The organism is Candidatus Chryseopegocella kryptomonas (assembly GCF_001536065.1).
Taxonomy (GTDB): domain Bacteria; phylum Bacteroidota; class Ignavibacteria; order Kryptoniales; family Kryptoniaceae; genus Kryptonium; species Kryptonium kryptomonas.
On the sequence record NZ_CZVW01000002.1, the window covers coordinates 36,141 to 51,194 of the forward strand.

Annotated in this window: 15 protein-coding genes; all 15 read left to right on the plus strand. The window is 36.8% G+C overall.

Features of this window, described 5'->3' with window-relative positions; all coding sequences use genetic code 11:
- Positions 1 to 25 precede the first annotated feature (25 nt).
- The 15 genes from AWW83_RS00840 to AWW83_RS00910 all read left to right on the plus strand — a co-directional run bounded on the left by AWW83_RS00840 (position 26) and on the right by AWW83_RS00910 (position 15,054).
- Positions 26 to 1,510 carry an alginate export family protein gene (locus tag AWW83_RS00840; RefSeq protein WP_092346997.1) on the plus strand — a complete coding sequence of 495 codons (1,485 nt, stop codon included), beginning with the start codon at positions 26 to 28 and terminating at the stop codon, positions 1,508 to 1,510.
- Between the two features lie 66 nt (positions 1,511 to 1,576).
- On the plus strand, positions 1,577 to 2,110 hold the full coding sequence (locus tag AWW83_RS00845) for a choice-of-anchor V domain-containing protein (RefSeq protein ID WP_092347000.1): 534 nt from the start codon (positions 1,577 to 1,579) through the stop codon (positions 2,108 to 2,110).
- On the plus strand, positions 2,107 to 5,445 hold the full coding sequence (locus tag AWW83_RS00850) for a molybdopterin oxidoreductase family protein (RefSeq protein ID WP_092347003.1): 3,339 nt from the start codon (positions 2,107 to 2,109) through the stop codon (positions 5,443 to 5,445). Before AWW83_RS00845 ends, AWW83_RS00850 begins: the two co-directional genes overlap by 4 nt.
- Positions 5,445 to 6,194, plus strand: coding sequence for a 4Fe-4S dicluster domain-containing protein (locus tag AWW83_RS00855; protein WP_092347006.1), 750 nt, complete (start codon positions 5,445 to 5,447; stop codon positions 6,192 to 6,194). Before AWW83_RS00850 ends, AWW83_RS00855 begins: the two co-directional genes overlap by 1 nt.
- Before the next feature lie 49 nt (positions 6,195 to 6,243).
- Positions 6,244 to 7,056, plus strand: coding sequence for a 4Fe-4S binding protein (locus AWW83_RS00860; RefSeq protein WP_159421060.1), 813 nt, complete (start codon positions 6,244 to 6,246; stop codon positions 7,054 to 7,056).
- 15 nt (positions 7,057 to 7,071) lie between these two features.
- Entirely contained in the window at positions 7,072 to 7,326 is a 255-nt protein-coding gene (locus AWW83_RS00865) for a chaperone NapD (RefSeq protein ID WP_092347012.1), read from the plus strand.
- Positions 7,327 to 7,350: 24 nt separating this feature from the next.
- Positions 7,351 to 7,803, plus strand: a complete 453-nt coding sequence (locus AWW83_RS00870) for a QcrA and Rieske domain-containing protein (RefSeq protein WP_092347015.1) — start codon at positions 7,351 to 7,353, stop codon at positions 7,801 to 7,803.
- On the plus strand, positions 7,800 to 8,840 hold the full coding sequence (locus AWW83_RS00875; protein ID WP_092347018.1) for a cytochrome b: 1,041 nt from the start codon (positions 7,800 to 7,802) through the stop codon (positions 8,838 to 8,840). Before AWW83_RS00870 ends, AWW83_RS00875 begins: the two co-directional genes overlap by 4 nt.
- A gap of 22 nt (positions 8,841 to 8,862) precedes the next feature.
- Positions 8,863 to 10,581, plus strand: a complete 1,719-nt coding sequence (locus AWW83_RS00880; protein WP_092347360.1) for a multiheme c-type cytochrome — start codon at positions 8,863 to 8,865, stop codon at positions 10,579 to 10,581.
- 26 nt (positions 10,582 to 10,607) lie between these two features.
- Entirely contained in the window at positions 10,608 to 11,561 is a 954-nt protein-coding gene (gene moaA, locus AWW83_RS00885; RefSeq protein ID WP_092347021.1) for a GTP 3',8-cyclase MoaA, read from the plus strand.
- A 2-nt stretch (positions 11,562 to 11,563) separates the two neighbouring features.
- A complete protein-coding gene (gene moaD, locus AWW83_RS00890) occupies positions 11,564 to 11,791 on the plus strand; it encodes a molybdopterin converting factor subunit 1 (RefSeq protein WP_092347023.1) in 228 nt (75 codons plus the stop codon).
- A gap of 21 nt (positions 11,792 to 11,812) precedes the next feature.
- The gene (locus tag AWW83_RS00895) at positions 11,813 to 12,247 is read left to right on the plus strand and encodes a molybdenum cofactor biosynthesis protein MoaE (RefSeq protein WP_159421061.1); all 435 of its coding nucleotides are present in this window, start codon (positions 11,813 to 11,815) and stop codon (positions 12,245 to 12,247) included.
- Positions 12,240 to 13,154, plus strand: coding sequence for a bifunctional molybdenum cofactor biosynthesis protein MoaC/MoaB (gene moaCB, locus AWW83_RS00900; protein ID WP_092347029.1), 915 nt, complete (start codon positions 12,240 to 12,242; stop codon positions 13,152 to 13,154). Before AWW83_RS00895 ends, moaCB begins: the two co-directional genes overlap by 8 nt.
- Positions 13,151 to 13,876, plus strand: a complete 726-nt coding sequence (locus AWW83_RS00905) for a sulfite exporter TauE/SafE family protein (protein WP_092347032.1) — start codon at positions 13,151 to 13,153, stop codon at positions 13,874 to 13,876. Before moaCB ends, AWW83_RS00905 begins: the two co-directional genes overlap by 4 nt.
- Entirely contained in the window at positions 13,858 to 15,054 is a 1,197-nt protein-coding gene (locus tag AWW83_RS00910; protein ID WP_092347035.1) for a molybdopterin molybdotransferase MoeA, read from the plus strand. Before AWW83_RS00905 ends, AWW83_RS00910 begins: the two co-directional genes overlap by 19 nt.

Genomic DNA, 15,054 nt, shown 5'->3' on the forward strand with positions numbered 1-15,054 from the left:
TAAAAAACAAAAAAGGTTTGCAAAAATGAACCTTAGAAGAATGCTTTTAATCGTTTCAGTGGTGTTGATGGGGTTGGGAGTTGTTTACTCTCAAATTAAAATTGCTGATAACTTGACATTAAAACTAAGCGGGACATTTAACACCTGGTTTCAGTATCAGCAAGATTTTTGGTTTGGGCGGGGGACATATAATGATGCTTATGTTGTTCAAATGTTAAGGTTCAGACCTGAAATTTCTTATAAGGATAATGTTAAGATAATAACAAGATTTGATATGGCGCAGGGTTGGTGGGGTGTTGATAATGAACCACCAACCGGGAAAATAGTAAGCGTAAGAAGTGCAAGTTTGATGTATAATGGGAAAGATGTTCATTATTTGTTTCATGTTGATCAGGCATATGTGTGGTTTAAAATTCCTGCATTAAAGACATCGTTTTCAGTTGGGAGGATGCAATGGTTGGTTGGGAACAGGATTTTGATTGATAATAATTATGATGGTGTACAGGCAGATATAAGCATAGGTAATGATGTGTTAAAGCTTGGATGGGCGAAAGTTAATGAAGGGGTTGATGCATTAAGTGATGCAGACAGCATTGCTTCTGATTTCAGAGGGAGTTGGGACGCAAGGGATGCGGACTTGTATCTTGCTAATTATTCAACAAGTTTAAAGTTTGCAAGCACAAAACTTGATATTTACGCTTTTTATTACATTGACAGGTCAATTAGAGATGGAAATGCTTATATTCCGAATTTATTGGATTATAAGAAGGTGAGGTTTTCTCCTCAAATAACAAATCTTGCAGGTTTTGGTATCTCAGGAAGTTCAAAACTTAGCAAATTCTCATTTATGTATGAAGTAAATTATTTGCGTGGAAAGGATAAAATTAATAACACAAGTTATGGTCCAACCTTAGATGTAGACATAAACAATGGTGACCTTGATGGTGGAAACATTTATTTGAAGGGTGAGTATGCAATGAGTGATAAAATTAAGCCAGGTTTTGTCATAGGTGTTGGTTCTGGGGATGGTGATGGACCTTGGGGAGGAAAGGGAAATGTTACAAAGTTAAGAACCGCTGGGTTCTTTTTCATAACAGAGATCTGGGAAGACTCAATAATGCCGGATGAAGAGGGTATAACACCTCAAGGGCTTGGAGCTCCTAATGTGAGAGGATATAGGGAACTTGAAAATACGATAATAGGTCAGGTTAATTTAACATATAATCCGCTGCCAAATTTGAGTTTATTTGGTTCGTTCTCATACATAAGAGCAAACAAGCCAATTTATGCTTGGGATGCAAATGGTCCAAAGCCAAATCTTTCAGCGAAGGATTTAGGTTGGGAAATTGATTTCAAGGGTGATTATAAGCTTCATGATGGAAAGGTTATCTTAACATTAAGGGGAGGTTATTTCAAACCTGGTAAAGCAGCTGGGTATTTGATTAATGGGACAGATGAGTATAAAAAAGCTGCATGGGAATTAAAAGGGGAGGTTTGGTTTAATTTCTAAATTTTAAAGTTAAGCCCCCGGCAATTTGCCGGGGGTTAATGAAAAATAAAAACAGGGAAGAGAAATATGAGGAAAATTTTAAATTTGCTCTTTATGCTTTGTGTAATCGGGCTGTTTATTTTGAGTTTTTCAAATCAAGAAATCAGGTCACATTCAAATGGTGCACCTTCACTGGAGTGTGATGAGTGTCATTCTGGGGCAGAGAATGAAGAGGTAAAAATTTTGATCAGTGGATTGCCAGACAATTATATACCAAATAAGCGATATGAGATCAAGTTAAAAATTGAGAGTGGACTTATCAGCGAGGGTGAATATCAGGGTGGATTTGGATTAACTGTTTCTGGCGGGAAAGTCGTGGTTATTGATAGGAAGAATACGCAAGTTTCGGAAGGTTATCTAACGCATACGGTAGATGGTTCCAGGTTAAGGGAGTGGAAGTTTGGCTGGATAGCGCCTGCTTCAGGTGAAGTTGAGTTTTCAATTATGGGTGTTGCAGCAAATGGTGATTATTCTCCGAGTGGGGATGCTATAGGAGTTGAGACGGTGAAAATCAAGCCAATTGAAAAAAGAGGAAAAAATAAAGGAGGGAAAGTAATATGAGGATAACAAGAAGAGATTTTTTAAAGTTAAGTGCAATAAGCACAGCTGCAATAGCAGCGGAGATTTACTTGCCTGACAAATTATTTACACAAGCAAAGAATGTAAAAACGATTCCGGTTGGACCGTGCAGATATTGTGCTATTGGGTGTACAACTTTAGCAGAGTGTGAAGTTGATGATAAGGGTAAGGTTATCAAAGTTCTTGCAATAAAAGGTGATAAAAATAGCAGTGTTAATCGTGGGGTTTTGTGCACAAAGGCGTTCTATTTGCACAAGGCGCTTGAGTATCCCAACAGACCTATAAATCCGATGATAAGAAAAGAGTGGATAAATCCGAACACAGGGAAGCCGGATTTAATGAATTCACCGCGAGTGTTGCAGGGTAAGACGACCAAAGACGCTGAGGGTTTAAGACCTTCAGATGTAGATTTGAAGGAAAATTTCGTTGAGATAAGCTGGGAAGATGCGATAGAATTTGTTGCAAGCGCCGTTGAAAAAGCAGTTAAAGAACACGGCAAATTTAGCGTTGCTTATTACGGAAGTGGTCAACTTGGAACAGAAGAAACACATGTGATGAACAAGACGCTTAAAGGTGGAGGGATGTTGGCAAATAATTCTATTGAAGGACAGCCAAGAACATGTATGGCAAGTGCTGTGGTTGGTTATCTTTATGCCTTTGGCAAGGATGAACCGTATGGAAGTTTGGATGATATAGATGTGCCCGATCCAGATTATAAGAAACATGCGGATACATTTTTTATCATTGGTGGAAATATAGCCGAAGCTCATCCAATCATATTTAATCGGATCGCTGCGTTAAAGAGCAGAGAACCGGAGAAGATAAAAGTAATTTTAGCAGATCCGAGGAAAACAAGATCTGGAGTTGTTGCTGATCTTTGGTTGCCGGTTGCAAGTGGGCGTGATGTGGCTTTGATAAACAGTATGGCTTATGTTATAGCATTTGAATTGGATGGTGCTAAGTATGATATTGAAAAAGGAGAGGTAAGTGCAAATTGGAAATACCTTGACAGAAAATTTATTTACAGGCATGTTAGCTTTGGCATCCATGAGGATGTTAAGAAGCTTTGGATAAAGACAGAATATGGTGGAACCAGGGGCAGTGTTTGGGATTTATCTTATACAAATACACCGAGGTCAGTATATCCAGATCCAAAGAAGAAATATAATTCAGAAAGCGAGATAGAAAAAGACCTTTGGAAAGGATTTGCGATATTTTTGAGATTTTTAGAGGATTACAAACCGGAGAAGGTTGCGGAGGCGATTTTTGAAGGTGAAACTCCATTGATATATGATAGAGTTAGCAAGACATGGAAAAAAATAAGCGGGGCTGAGGCGATAAGAATAGCTGCCAAGTGGTTTGCTGATGGTTATGTTGTTACTTGCTGGACTATGGGTATAAATCAGAAACTGCAAGGGAGCTGGGCAAACGCATCACTTCATATGTTGCATTTGATAACGGGCAAAGTATGTAAGCCAGGTCGTCAATCTTTTAGTTTCACAGGTCAACCAAACGCTTGTGGTGGAATTCGCTCTCCGGGTGCTTTGTGTCATGCTTTGCCTTATGGTCGTCTGGTTGCAAATCCAATTCATAGAAGTGCAGTTGAAACAATATGGAGAAATCGCTTAAAAGAGTATTTGAAAAAGAAAGGATATTCAGATGATAAGATTGAAGAGGAGGCGAAAAAGATATCAATCCATCCGATCCCAGGACCTCACACTGTTGAAATGTTCAGGAGATACGGAGCAGGACAGATAAAGGTGATGTTTATTTCAACTGTTAACCCTGGACAGAGTTTGCCATACGCCTATCCATATAGGTTAGCCTGTGCTGGAGCAAATAAGGGCGAACCATGGCCGATAACTGTTGTGCTTGAAGCATTTCCAACTTCTTCTACACTTGTTGCAGATATAGTTTTGCCAGCCTCAAGTTGGTATGAGAAAGAGTTTATTTTTGGGAATCTTGAAAGAAGATATCAGCTTGTTAAACAAGTTATAAGATCAAAAGGGCAAGCAATCCCTGATTCGGTGATATTCGCTATGATTATGAGAAAACTTGAAGAAAAAGGGATTGTGCCAAAAGGACATATTTCTCAATTCTGGCCTGTTGATTATGATGAAAAAGAATGGCTGAGAAGAACTGTGGCTGAGGCTAAAGAACCAGAGTGGATAAGGAAATTTACAGCAAATATATGGGATGAATTGAGAGAACTTTCAAAGGGGACTGGCTACGATTTTTCAGGTATGAAGAAGGAGATGTTAATTGAAAGAAACTGGGGTTATAGGATACCTCTGCCGACGGAATTTCACGGTGATAATGATATTAAGCAAAGATATATAAAATATGAATCAAGAATTCAATATGCATATCCGTATGATCCGATAGTTGATTTGAGGACGAAGACATATCTTGGTAATCTTGCGAAATTTAATCCTGTGTATGCAAAGTGGATAGAGAATAATCTTGAAGAGGAGAAGAAAGATTATGAATATCACAAAGCGAATAATGTGCCAGAGGGTTGGTATGTTAGTTTTTACCACTCAAATGCTTTCATTCATGGAATGGTTGATGATCCAAGTGATCCAAATAAGAAGATATTTGTTATTGACGGCAGAGCAATAGCTTGGGCAAATCCGTGGTGGGCTTGCAAGTGGGATGGGAAGAATTTTGTTAAGTATAAAACAGTTGAAATAATTGAGCGTAAGTTCAACACGAAGAAGGTTGAAGTCAATTCTGCTGCACCTTATGATGAAGTTGCAAAATACACAGTTAATGTAGTTGGAGATCCGGATAAAGATTTAGTAGCGCTTAAATTAATAGCTTTGAGTCCGGGTGAATTCCCCGGCTTGAAGTGTGCATACAAGAAGGGTGATGGAAGTGAATTAGTTATATATGACACGACAGAATATAAGTATGGAGCTACCACCGGTAGGGTTCTTGAACATTGGCATTCTGGAAGTATGACAGGCAGAGTTGCAGAGTTAGAAAGAGCGATTCCAAGTGCATATGTTGAAATTAATTCAGAGTTAGCAAAAGAGTTGGGCATCAAAGACGGGGATTATGTTATAGTTGAGACATTGCGAGGGAAGATTGAATTAAAAGCAAAAGTTCTTGATGTTATGAAGGCAACCGGTGGACCAAGAAAAGATTTCTTATTCATACCTTGGTTTGATGAAAAGAAATTGATAAATATGATAATGCCTGATAGATTTGATCCGTTTAGTTTTCAACCAGATTACAAGATTTTTGCCGTTAAAGTTTATAAAGGGACATTAAAGATTAAACAGGCAGTCCCTAATAAACCTGTCAAAATTTGATGCGACGAAGGAATTTTCTAAAAATTGTATTCTACTCGCTTGGTTTAATTGCGTTCTCTGGCATAGGTCTAAGTTTCAGGGCTGGGAGGGGAAAAAACACAGTTCTTCCCAGCCCTCTTGGCGAATTTACAGAGGATGGTTTGATACATCCGCCAGGCGCTGTTGATGATTTTGTTTCAAAATGTATAAGTTGCGGTGTTTGCGGTGATGTTTGCCGGCAACTTGGTTATAGCGCTATAAGATTTACAGGGTTAAAAAATTCACAAAGTTCGGGTGTCCCAATTGTTGATGATATGAGAGATCACCCGTGCACACTTTGTATGGAATGTACAAAGGTTTGTCCAACAGGTGCGTTGATTGAGGTTCCAAAGGAAAAAGTGAGAATGGGAATTGCTTTGATAGATTTTTCACTTTGCCTTGGTTGGAATGGGGATGTATGCCTATCGTGCAGTAAAGCTTGTCCGCTGGGAATGAAAGTATTTGAGTTTTATAACAGCGAGTGGGGAAACCAGCCGTATATAAACGAAAACTGCACTGGTTGCGGATATTGTGTTAAGTTTTGTCCAGTCGGTGGCTCGGCTATAAGAGTTTTTGACTTAAATTCTTACAAACGATTGAAAGATAGATACATTCAATGGTTTAAATCAATTTTAACTATGAGTGATGATGAAAGATATGATCTTGTCTACACGCAAAATTTACCCAAAATACTTGAAAGAGGAAAAGAATTTGAAAGGGAATATCAATAAGATTTTCAAGTTCAGGCACGTTGTCATGTTTTCCATATTTGCGGTATTTATGTTACAATTTTTGGGTGTGAAGATACTCGTGGGTAGTTTAACTGGCTCTGTTTTGTTGTATAAAATCAGTTTGATTGACCTGTATGCTTTTTTTGAGGTGATATTAGCATCAAAAAAATTAACGATGGTTTTAGTATTATCCGTTTTGCCAGTTGTTGTGATTTACCTTATTTTTGGCAGAGCATTTTGTGGCTGGGTATGTCCTTTTGATTTTTTGTTCAAACTCGTTGATAAGCTTAAAAATGGATATGCAAGGTTGAAATGGAAAGGAAATGGAAGTTATGTAAAAAAGCAAAATTTAATCAGCTGGGCATTCATAATTTCAATGTTACTGTTATCTTTGGCACTTGGCATCCCCGTTTTTTCAAGATATATATCTCAAAATACGAATTTATTCAGATTCATCGGCGAATTGATTAATGTTATGAAAGGATTACCGGTTAATTTCGGTGTAATGATTTTTTCTGCGTCTTTGATTTTACTGCTTTTGGTTTTTGAATTTTTCTTTCCAAGGCAATGGTGTAGGAATTTTTGTCCCGTCGGGAGAGCATATGGATTGTTAAACAAAGTAAGTTTAATAAGGCTAAGTTTTGAAAATATGGATTTATGCAAAGAATGCTTTGTTTGCGATTTAAAATGCTATATGGGCGTTCCATTAAAAGAGTTTATTGAATCAAGAAAGAAAGGTGAAGCAGGGTTATCAGGTAAATTTATAAACTGCATTTATTGTGGTGAGTGTATTTTGAGCTGTCAGAAGGTTCAATCAGGTGGAGGCAATATAAGAGTTAAATTTTTTAATGCAAAAAAATAAACAAGGGTTAAAGCGATGATCATAGCAAGCGGACATATTGAGTTAAACACGGAAGACGATATGAACAGGGTGTTGGAAGAGTTGAAAAGAAGAAATGTTGAAGTTCCATTTTACAGTTCTGGTAAGATTCTTTATGTTGTGGAAGGCGAGAGCGAAAGACAGGTGAAGATCGTGATTGAGAAGCTCAGGGAGATAGAAGGCGTAAGAGAGGTATTTTTAAGTTATTATAGCCTTGATGGTGCGGATAAAGGGGAAGATTTTGAAATTTAAAACTCATAAGGAGGTTATATAAAAATGGAAAAAGAGACAAGAAGAGAATTTCTTGAAAAAATTTTTGTGAGAGTAGCCGGGTTAAGTGCGCTGGCTCTTACTTTGTTGAATATAGCGAAATACATTTATCCGAAAATTTCACCGCCGAAATTGAGGAAAGTACTGATCGCAAAGGAGGGTGAGATCGCTCCCGGAGAAGCAAAGGAGATAAACTTTGGCGGTGAATTGCTGTTTTTGGTAAATCTGGGGAAAGAATATAAGGTGTTTTCGGGGACATGCACGCACCTTGGATGTAAAGTCAGATGGGAAGGACATAAGCAAAGATTTTTCTGCCCGTGCCACAAGGGGATATTTAGTAGTGATGGTAAAGTTATTTCAGGACCACCGCCAAGACCACTGGATGAATTCAAAGTGGAGGTTGATAGAGAGTTCGTTTATATGTGGATTGAAGAAAAACAAAGCGGGAGGACGATATGAACCAGATGCAAGAAAAGAAATTTTCCGAAAGATTGCCGATTGATTTCAAAAAGATAGCTGAAGTTATTCTAAATGAGCCGATACCAGGGCATATGAAGAACTGGTTTTATGCACTTGGAGCGACACCGTTGGTCTTGTTTATATTTCAAGTTGTGACAGGTATACTTTTGACATTTTATTATGTCCCATCACCTGATCTTGCTTATCAAAGCGTTAAGTATATTACTGAGGAAGTAAGATTAGGTTTTTGGATAAGAGGACTGCACAGATGGGGTTCTAATTTGATGGTGATAGCGATATTTTTGCACATGGTTAGGGTATTTTTCACTCGTGCATATAGAAAACCGAGAGAGTTAAACTGGATTTTGGGTATCTTAATGCTTATAACTACGCTTGGTCTGTGCTTTACTGGATATTCACTAATATATAATCAGTTGTCATACTGGGCAACGACAGTTGGAACTAACATGATCAAAGAAATTCCAATTTTTGGAAGTTTATTTTTAAGGTTTCTCAGAGGTGGTGAGACGGTTGGTGTTAATACATTGACTCGCTTTTTTGACTTACATATAGGTTTACTTCCAACAACATTGTTCGTTTTGATAATTTTGCATATCGTTCTGGTGAGAGTTCACGGTGTTTCAAGATTAGAGGGTTATGAAGATGATGAAATTTATCGGTTTTATCCAGAACATATGTATCATGTTGCTGTAATAGCGTTGTTTTTACTTACAGTTATGAGTGCTTTGACTGTGGTTTTACCACCCGGGGTTGGCGAACCGGCAGATCCGAGCACAACACCTTTGCATATAAAACCAGAGTGGTATTTCTACTGGATTTACTTCTTACTAAAATATTTGCCAATAAAGCTAGGAATTGCTTTAATTCTGGTCGCATTAATCGTTGCAACATTTTGGCCTTTTATTGAGGATATTTTAAAGAAAAAATTTCCAAAAGTTAAATGGCATTACATCGTAGGCTCAGTTGCAATAGTTTTACTTTTAATCTTCACAGTTTATGAAACCATAATCTATTGAAAACCAAAAGGAGATGGTTGATATGCTCCAAAACGAAATAAGAACACAGAAGCTTGTAATAGGTATATTTAGCATTCTCTTGACAGTTGTTCTTATTATCATCGCTGGAGTAGAAGCAAAAAGAACAACGGAAACAAAACCGGTTATTGAGGTAAGTGGGATCAACAAAAGATGTGTAAGTTGTCATACTGAAAGAGGAATAGCTGTAAAGGCAATTGATCAATGGAAGGAAAGTCAACATGCTATAAAGAACATAGGTTGTATTGATTGTCATAAAGCCGAGCAAGGTGATTTTGACGCATTTTATTGCCCCGATAGTGATATACTTGTTGGAAAACATCCAACGCCCAAGGATTGCGCTGAATGCCATAAACAGCAAGTTGAAGAATTTGCACAAAGCAAACATGCACATCAATTCTGGGTTATTAAAAATGACGATAGGTCTATATTTGAGCCAACAATTGCTACGAGAAACGGATGTGAACAGTGCCACAATATAAGCATTGTCTGGCCAGATCAAAGCGTTGGCGAATGCGACGCTTGTCATCCTAAACATACATTTTCACGAGCGGTTGCAAGGCAACCCGAGACCTGTGGTGAATGTCATATCGGTCCTGATCATCCGCATATAGAGATTTATCTTGAATCAAAACATGGAAACATATTCAGGGCGAAAGAAAAGCAAATGGATTTGAGTTATTCAAGTAAAGATTTAAAGAAAATTCCAATTGAGGTTCCGACATGCACGACCTGTCATATGGATGGTAATGAGACGCAACCCTCAACTCACAATGTAAGCGCAAGATTGGCGTGGGAGTCACAGGCAGCGTGGAGTTACAGGACCGTCTGGTTGCAGGATAAACTGGGCGATTGGAAGGTAAAACGTGGGAGAATGGAATCTATTTGTAAGAGTTGCCACTCTCCCGATTTTGTTGAGGTATATTTTCTCACCGCAGACCTTGTAAATTTGCAATATAATGAGATCAGACGAAGCTTTGTTTATTGGGTTAAGAAATTGCAAAAAAATGGTTTAATAAAAGAACTTGAAGCGAATGGGAAAAAATACTCAGATATAGTTTTGAATGGTTGGGATGAGGAACCAGAATATTTAATGTATCATGCCTGGCATCACGAGGGCAGAAGATTTAGACACGGTGCTATTATGATGGGCGCAGATTATACGCAATGGCATGGAATTTGGGAATTGCAAAATGATCTTGTTGAGTTGATAAGATGGGCAGCTGAACGTGGAGATCCAGAGGCAAAAAAATGGGTTAATTCTACTCATCCTTCCAAGTTTATGCCATATGCAATTTATGATATACCCGGAAATGCGTGGGGTATAAATGCGCTGTCAAATAAAGTTCAATTCCTATATGTGAATTACAAGGATTACTGGGATAGAGTTTATCAAAATGTTAAATACGCTTATGAGAAGGGATTGCTCTCTGAGGAACAGTGGCAGTTGTGGCTTAAGAGGTATAACAATAAAGAGCATTATTTAGGCACAAAATACAATGTTGACTCCGTATACGCATATTATCAGCAATTAAACGCTATTGATACGAAGGCGATGAATGAGCAGGTGGTTAATATGCAATTACCTGGGAAGCCATTTTATGAACCTGGTTTTGGATTTATGGTTGAAGATAACAAGGCAAAATCAAAGGATATGGTGAGAAGAAAAGAAGAGCTTAACAATAATAGGCAAGGAACCACGACAGGTGGAAGCGTTAAGTAAATTTTAAAAAGTAATTTCGTCAAAAGATGCTTTTTGATGGATTTGGGCGGAAAATAGATTATTTGCGAATTTCCGTCACCGATAGATGTAATCTTTCGTGTTTTTACTGCAGAAAAAATGGAATTGAGGGATTTCCACGAAATGAAATTTTAACATTTGAGGAGATTGAATTTATAGTTGATATATTTAAAAATGAATTTGAGATCAAGAAGTTGAGGTTAACAGGTGGAGAGCCGTTGATGAGGAAAGGAATTGATTCTTTGATTTGTAGGTTATGTTCAAAAGGTCTAAGTGTAAATTTGACAACGAATGGGATTTTGCTTTTTAAGTTTGCAAAATTTCTTGCGGAGCAAGGAATTGGTGTGAATTTAAGTTTGGATACGCTTAATCATAATAAATTTAAATTCATAACAGGTTTTGACTTTTTAGATTATGTTCTTGATGGTTTGGAACAATTTTTATCTAATGGTGGAAATTTGAAGATAAACACGGTAGTTTTGAAGGGTGTTAACGATGATGAAATTTTTGATTTAATTGATTTTGCGGGAAAGAAAGGTGTTGAGATAAGATTTATTGAGTTTATGCCTTTTGTGGGGAAGGATGTATGGTCAAGTTATTTTGTGAGTGAAGATGAGATAAAAAGCAGAATTGAAAGAAAAGGTAATTTGGTCTTTTTGGGAAATGGTTCATCAACTGCACGGGTTTATCTTTTTGATAACAGGGTGAGGATAGGTTTTATTTCAACTGTTACAAGACCATTTTGTGATAGTTGTTCAAGGATAAGGATAACATCAGATGGGAAGATTGTGCTTTGCATGTTTGATGATAGAGGATATTCGTTGAAAAAGTTTTTGAGACCTGAATTTGATGGAGATGCTTTAAGGAAGTTCATTATTGATATTGTAAAGAAAAAACCACGTGGATTTGTTGATTTAAAGGATAAAATGGCAAAGTTTGAAATGATAAAATTGGGAGGTTAAAAATGAAAGTTTTATTTTTCGGAAGGTTGAAGGAAAGCATAGGTCTTGATCAAGTTGAAGTTCAGGGTGTAAAGAGTGTTAATGAGTTAAAAAGATACTTAAATGAGAATTTTCCGATTTTGGGAAAAGAGATTTTTGCAATAGCGGTGAATTATAAGATTATAAACGATGATGCTTCTCTTAAAGAAGAGGATGAAGTAGCGCTTATACCGCCGATAGCTGGAGGATAAAAAATATAACTTGGAATGTGTATGAAAAATTCAAAGTATATAATAACTGGTAGGATTGAGGATATTATGGAGGTTGATGTGTTAAGTGTAGTTGATGAAGGTTGTGGTTCATTTATAATTTTTGAAGGTAGAGTGCGAGCTGATAAAGTTGATGGTTCAGAGGTTGAAAAGATAGTTTATGAATCGTATATAGAAATGGCAGAAAGAGAAATTGCAAAAATAGAATCGGAGGCGATTGAGAAGTTTTCAGTTAAAAAAGTTATAATTAAGCATAGAGTTGGTGAGGTTAAAGTTGGGGAGATAGCATTACTTGTTGCAGTTTTATCGGAGCATAGAAAAGAAGGATTTGAAGCGATTCAATATGTTATTGACGAGATAAAAAGGCGAGTTCCTATTTGGAAGAAGGAAATTTTAAAAAATGGAAAACAAAGATGGGTAGAGGGGAAAAATGATTGATATATCAAACAAAATAAAAACATTGAGATATGCCAAAGCTCAAGCCATCGTTAAAATGAATCCTGAAACACAAAAAGCAATTGAAAATGGAAAAATAGAAAAAGGAGATGTTTTTGAGGTATCTCGCTCTGTTGCGATTTTAAGTGCTAAGAAAGTTTGGGAGATATTGCCCTTTTGCCATAATATTCCTGTTGAATGGGTGGGGGTTGAGTTTAAGTTTGAAGGTGAAGGTGAACTCAGGATTGAAGTTGAGGTTAAATCAACAGGCAAAACTGGTTGCGAGATGGAAGCACTTTTTGGGGTTTCAGCAGCAGCTTTAAATGTATATGATATGATAAAACCTGTTGATAAAAGTATTGAAATAAAGGAGATAAAACTCGTTGAGAAGAGAGGCGGAAAATCTGATTATCAAGAGGAAATACCAGAAGGTTTCAGGGCTGGTGTTCTTGTGATTTCTGATTCAATAAGTGCGGGGAAAAAGAGTGATAAATCGGGAAGGATAATTATTGAGAGGTTGAAGGAGTTAGGTATAAAAGATATTGAATACAAAATTGTTCCTGATGAACTTGAACTAATAAGGGAGCAAGTTTTGGGTTGGTGTGATGAAGGTTTTGATCTTGTTTTGACAACGGGAGGGACGGGGTTATCTCCACGAGATACAACGCCAGAGGCGATAAAACCTATTATTGAGAAGGAGATACCAGGGATTATGGAATCTTCCCGTTCTTATGGTCAGGAGAGGACTCCATATGCGATGTTATCTCGTGGGGTTGCAGGCACTAAAGGAAAAACTTTAATAATTACTCTTCCGGGTTCATCAAGAGGAGTTGAAGAATCAATGAATTCCCTCTTTCCTTATGTTTTGCACATTTACAAGATGATGCAAATGAAACCTCATAAAGAATGATGATTTATTTTGTCTTTTTCATTATCGCACTTATATATTCTTCGGTCGGACTTGCTGGAGGAAGTGCTTATGTTGCTTTTCTGGCTATTCTTGGAACTGATAGAATTTACATTCCATCAACCGCTCAATTTTTGAATATTATCGTTTCATTTTTAGGAAGTTTAAACTATAGGAAACATTTTCAAAAAGATTTTTTAAAAGATGTGCTCATCATTTATGCTCTTTCTATTTCAGGGGTTGTGCTTGGGAGCAAAATTGAACTTAGCGATAGAGCTTTTTATATAATTCTTGGTTTATCGCTTATAGCGTCCTCTGTTTTGAGTTTTCTAAAGGATAAAATTAGCAAGATAAAATTTAGCATACCGAGATATTTTGTTCCATTTTTTGGTTTTGCATTTGGATTTTTAACAGGCATAGTTGGTATAGGCGGGGGGATTTTTCTTTCGCCTATTCTTCTTCTTGCTAATTTTCCTGTAAAGTTAGTTGCATTTATAACTTCATTATATATTCTTTTGAACTCTTCTGCTGGTTTTCTAACTAATGTGTATGCTGGTAGAGTGGATATTTCACTTTCTTTATCACTTGCTTTTTTTGTTGCACTCGGTGGTTTTGTTGGTTCTTATTTTGGGTCAAGTAAATTTAAACCGGAGATAGTTAAGGCAACTTTAAATACAATAATACTTTTCATAGGAGGACAAATACTATGGAGAGGGATTACATAACTTTTGAGGAAACAAGAAAGATAATTGCAGAAGAAGTAGAGGAAAGCGACATAATTCAGGTGAATTTAAAAAAATCCTGTGGATATGCTCTTGCTGAGGATATTTTTTCTCCGGTTGATTTGCCATTATGGACAAACTCCGCAGTTGATGGATATGGTTTTAACACTAAAAGTTTAGTAAATCTTCCGGCGGAATTGAAAGTTATAGGTGAAATAAAAGCCGGGGAAGCTAAAAAGTTTAAGATTGAACTTGGTGAAGCAGTGAAGTTATATACTGGTGCGTTGATCCCCGATGGAGTTGATGCTGTGATTGAGGTTGAAAAAGTTGAAAAAATAGGAGATAAGATAGTTATCAAGGAAAAAGTGAAGGAGTTTTGCAACATAAGATCAAAGGGTGAGGAGGTAAAGAAAGGACAAAAAGTAATTGAGAAAGGAACGGAGATAACTCCCGGGGTTGTTGGTTTTTTAAGCAGTATGGGAATTAAAGAGGTTAAAGTCAGGAGAAAACCAAAAGTTGGAGTCATAGTTACAGGTTCAGAGATATTAAGACCGGGTAGTAATCTGAAAGAGGGTAAAATTTATGAGTCAAACTCTGTAATGCTTTTGACAGGACTTAGAAAATTTGGGATTGAAAAGATTCGGATTGCTTTTTCAAAAGATGATTTTAAAGCTTTGAGAAAGAGGTTTTATTCTTTTCTTGATGAATGTGGTATTATAATTTTCACAGGTGGAGTTTCTGTCGGGGATTATGATTTTGTTAGAGTACTTGTTGAAAGGGAAAATGTTGTTAAGTTATTTTACAAAGTTCAACAAAAACCTGGAAAACCTATTTTTATGGGGAGAAAGGGAGACACATTGATATTTGGATTGCCTGGGAATCCAGCTGCCACTCTTATTTGCTTTTATGAATATATCATTCCTTCTATCAAGAAAATGATGGGTTTTTCAAGGATATTTTTACCTGAGGAAGAAAAAGAACTTTTAAATGATGTGAAGAAAAAACAAGATAGATTATATTTTCTGCGTGCGAAAGCTGATGGTGATAAAGTTTTTGTTTTGCCGAATCAAGATTCACATATGCTTTCATCTTTTGTAAATTCTAATGCACTTGTTCTTGCTCCGAAGGAAGTTTCATACATTCAAAAAGGAGAAAAGGTAAAAGTTCATATTTTAACATAA

Coding starts and splice junctions, on each gene's coding strand:
- AWW83_RS00840 (WP_092346997.1), top strand. CDS start 26: ATGAACCTTAGAAGAATGCTTTTAATCGTTTCAGTGGTGTTGATGGGG.
- AWW83_RS00845 (WP_092347000.1), top strand. CDS start 1,577: ATGAGGAAAATTTTAAATTTGCTCTTTATGCTTTGTGTAATCGGGCTG.
- AWW83_RS00850 (WP_092347003.1), top strand. CDS start 2,107: ATGAGGATAACAAGAAGAGATTTTTTAAAGTTAAGTGCAATAAGCACA.
- AWW83_RS00855 (WP_092347006.1), top strand. CDS start 5,445: ATGCGACGAAGGAATTTTCTAAAAATTGTATTCTACTCGCTTGGTTTA.
- AWW83_RS00860 (WP_159421060.1), top strand. CDS start 6,244: ATGTTACAATTTTTGGGTGTGAAGATACTCGTGGGTAGTTTAACTGGC.
- AWW83_RS00865 (WP_092347012.1), top strand. CDS start 7,072: ATGATCATAGCAAGCGGACATATTGAGTTAAACACGGAAGACGATATG.
- AWW83_RS00870 (WP_092347015.1), top strand. CDS start 7,351: ATGGAAAAAGAGACAAGAAGAGAATTTCTTGAAAAAATTTTTGTGAGA.
- AWW83_RS00875 (WP_092347018.1), top strand. CDS start 7,800: ATGAACCAGATGCAAGAAAAGAAATTTTCCGAAAGATTGCCGATTGAT.
- AWW83_RS00880 (WP_092347360.1), top strand. CDS start 8,863: ATGCTCCAAAACGAAATAAGAACACAGAAGCTTGTAATAGGTATATTT.
- moaA (WP_092347021.1), top strand. CDS start 10,608: ATGCTTTTTGATGGATTTGGGCGGAAAATAGATTATTTGCGAATTTCC.
- moaD (WP_092347023.1), top strand. CDS start 11,564: ATGAAAGTTTTATTTTTCGGAAGGTTGAAGGAAAGCATAGGTCTTGAT.
- AWW83_RS00895 (WP_159421061.1), top strand. CDS start 11,813: ATGAAAAATTCAAAGTATATAATAACTGGTAGGATTGAGGATATTATG.
- moaCB (WP_092347029.1), top strand. CDS start 12,240: ATGATTGATATATCAAACAAAATAAAAACATTGAGATATGCCAAAGCT.
- AWW83_RS00905 (WP_092347032.1), top strand. CDS start 13,151: ATGATGATTTATTTTGTCTTTTTCATTATCGCACTTATATATTCTTCG.
- AWW83_RS00910 (WP_092347035.1), top strand. CDS start 13,858: ATGGAGAGGGATTACATAACTTTTGAGGAAACAAGAAAGATAATTGCA.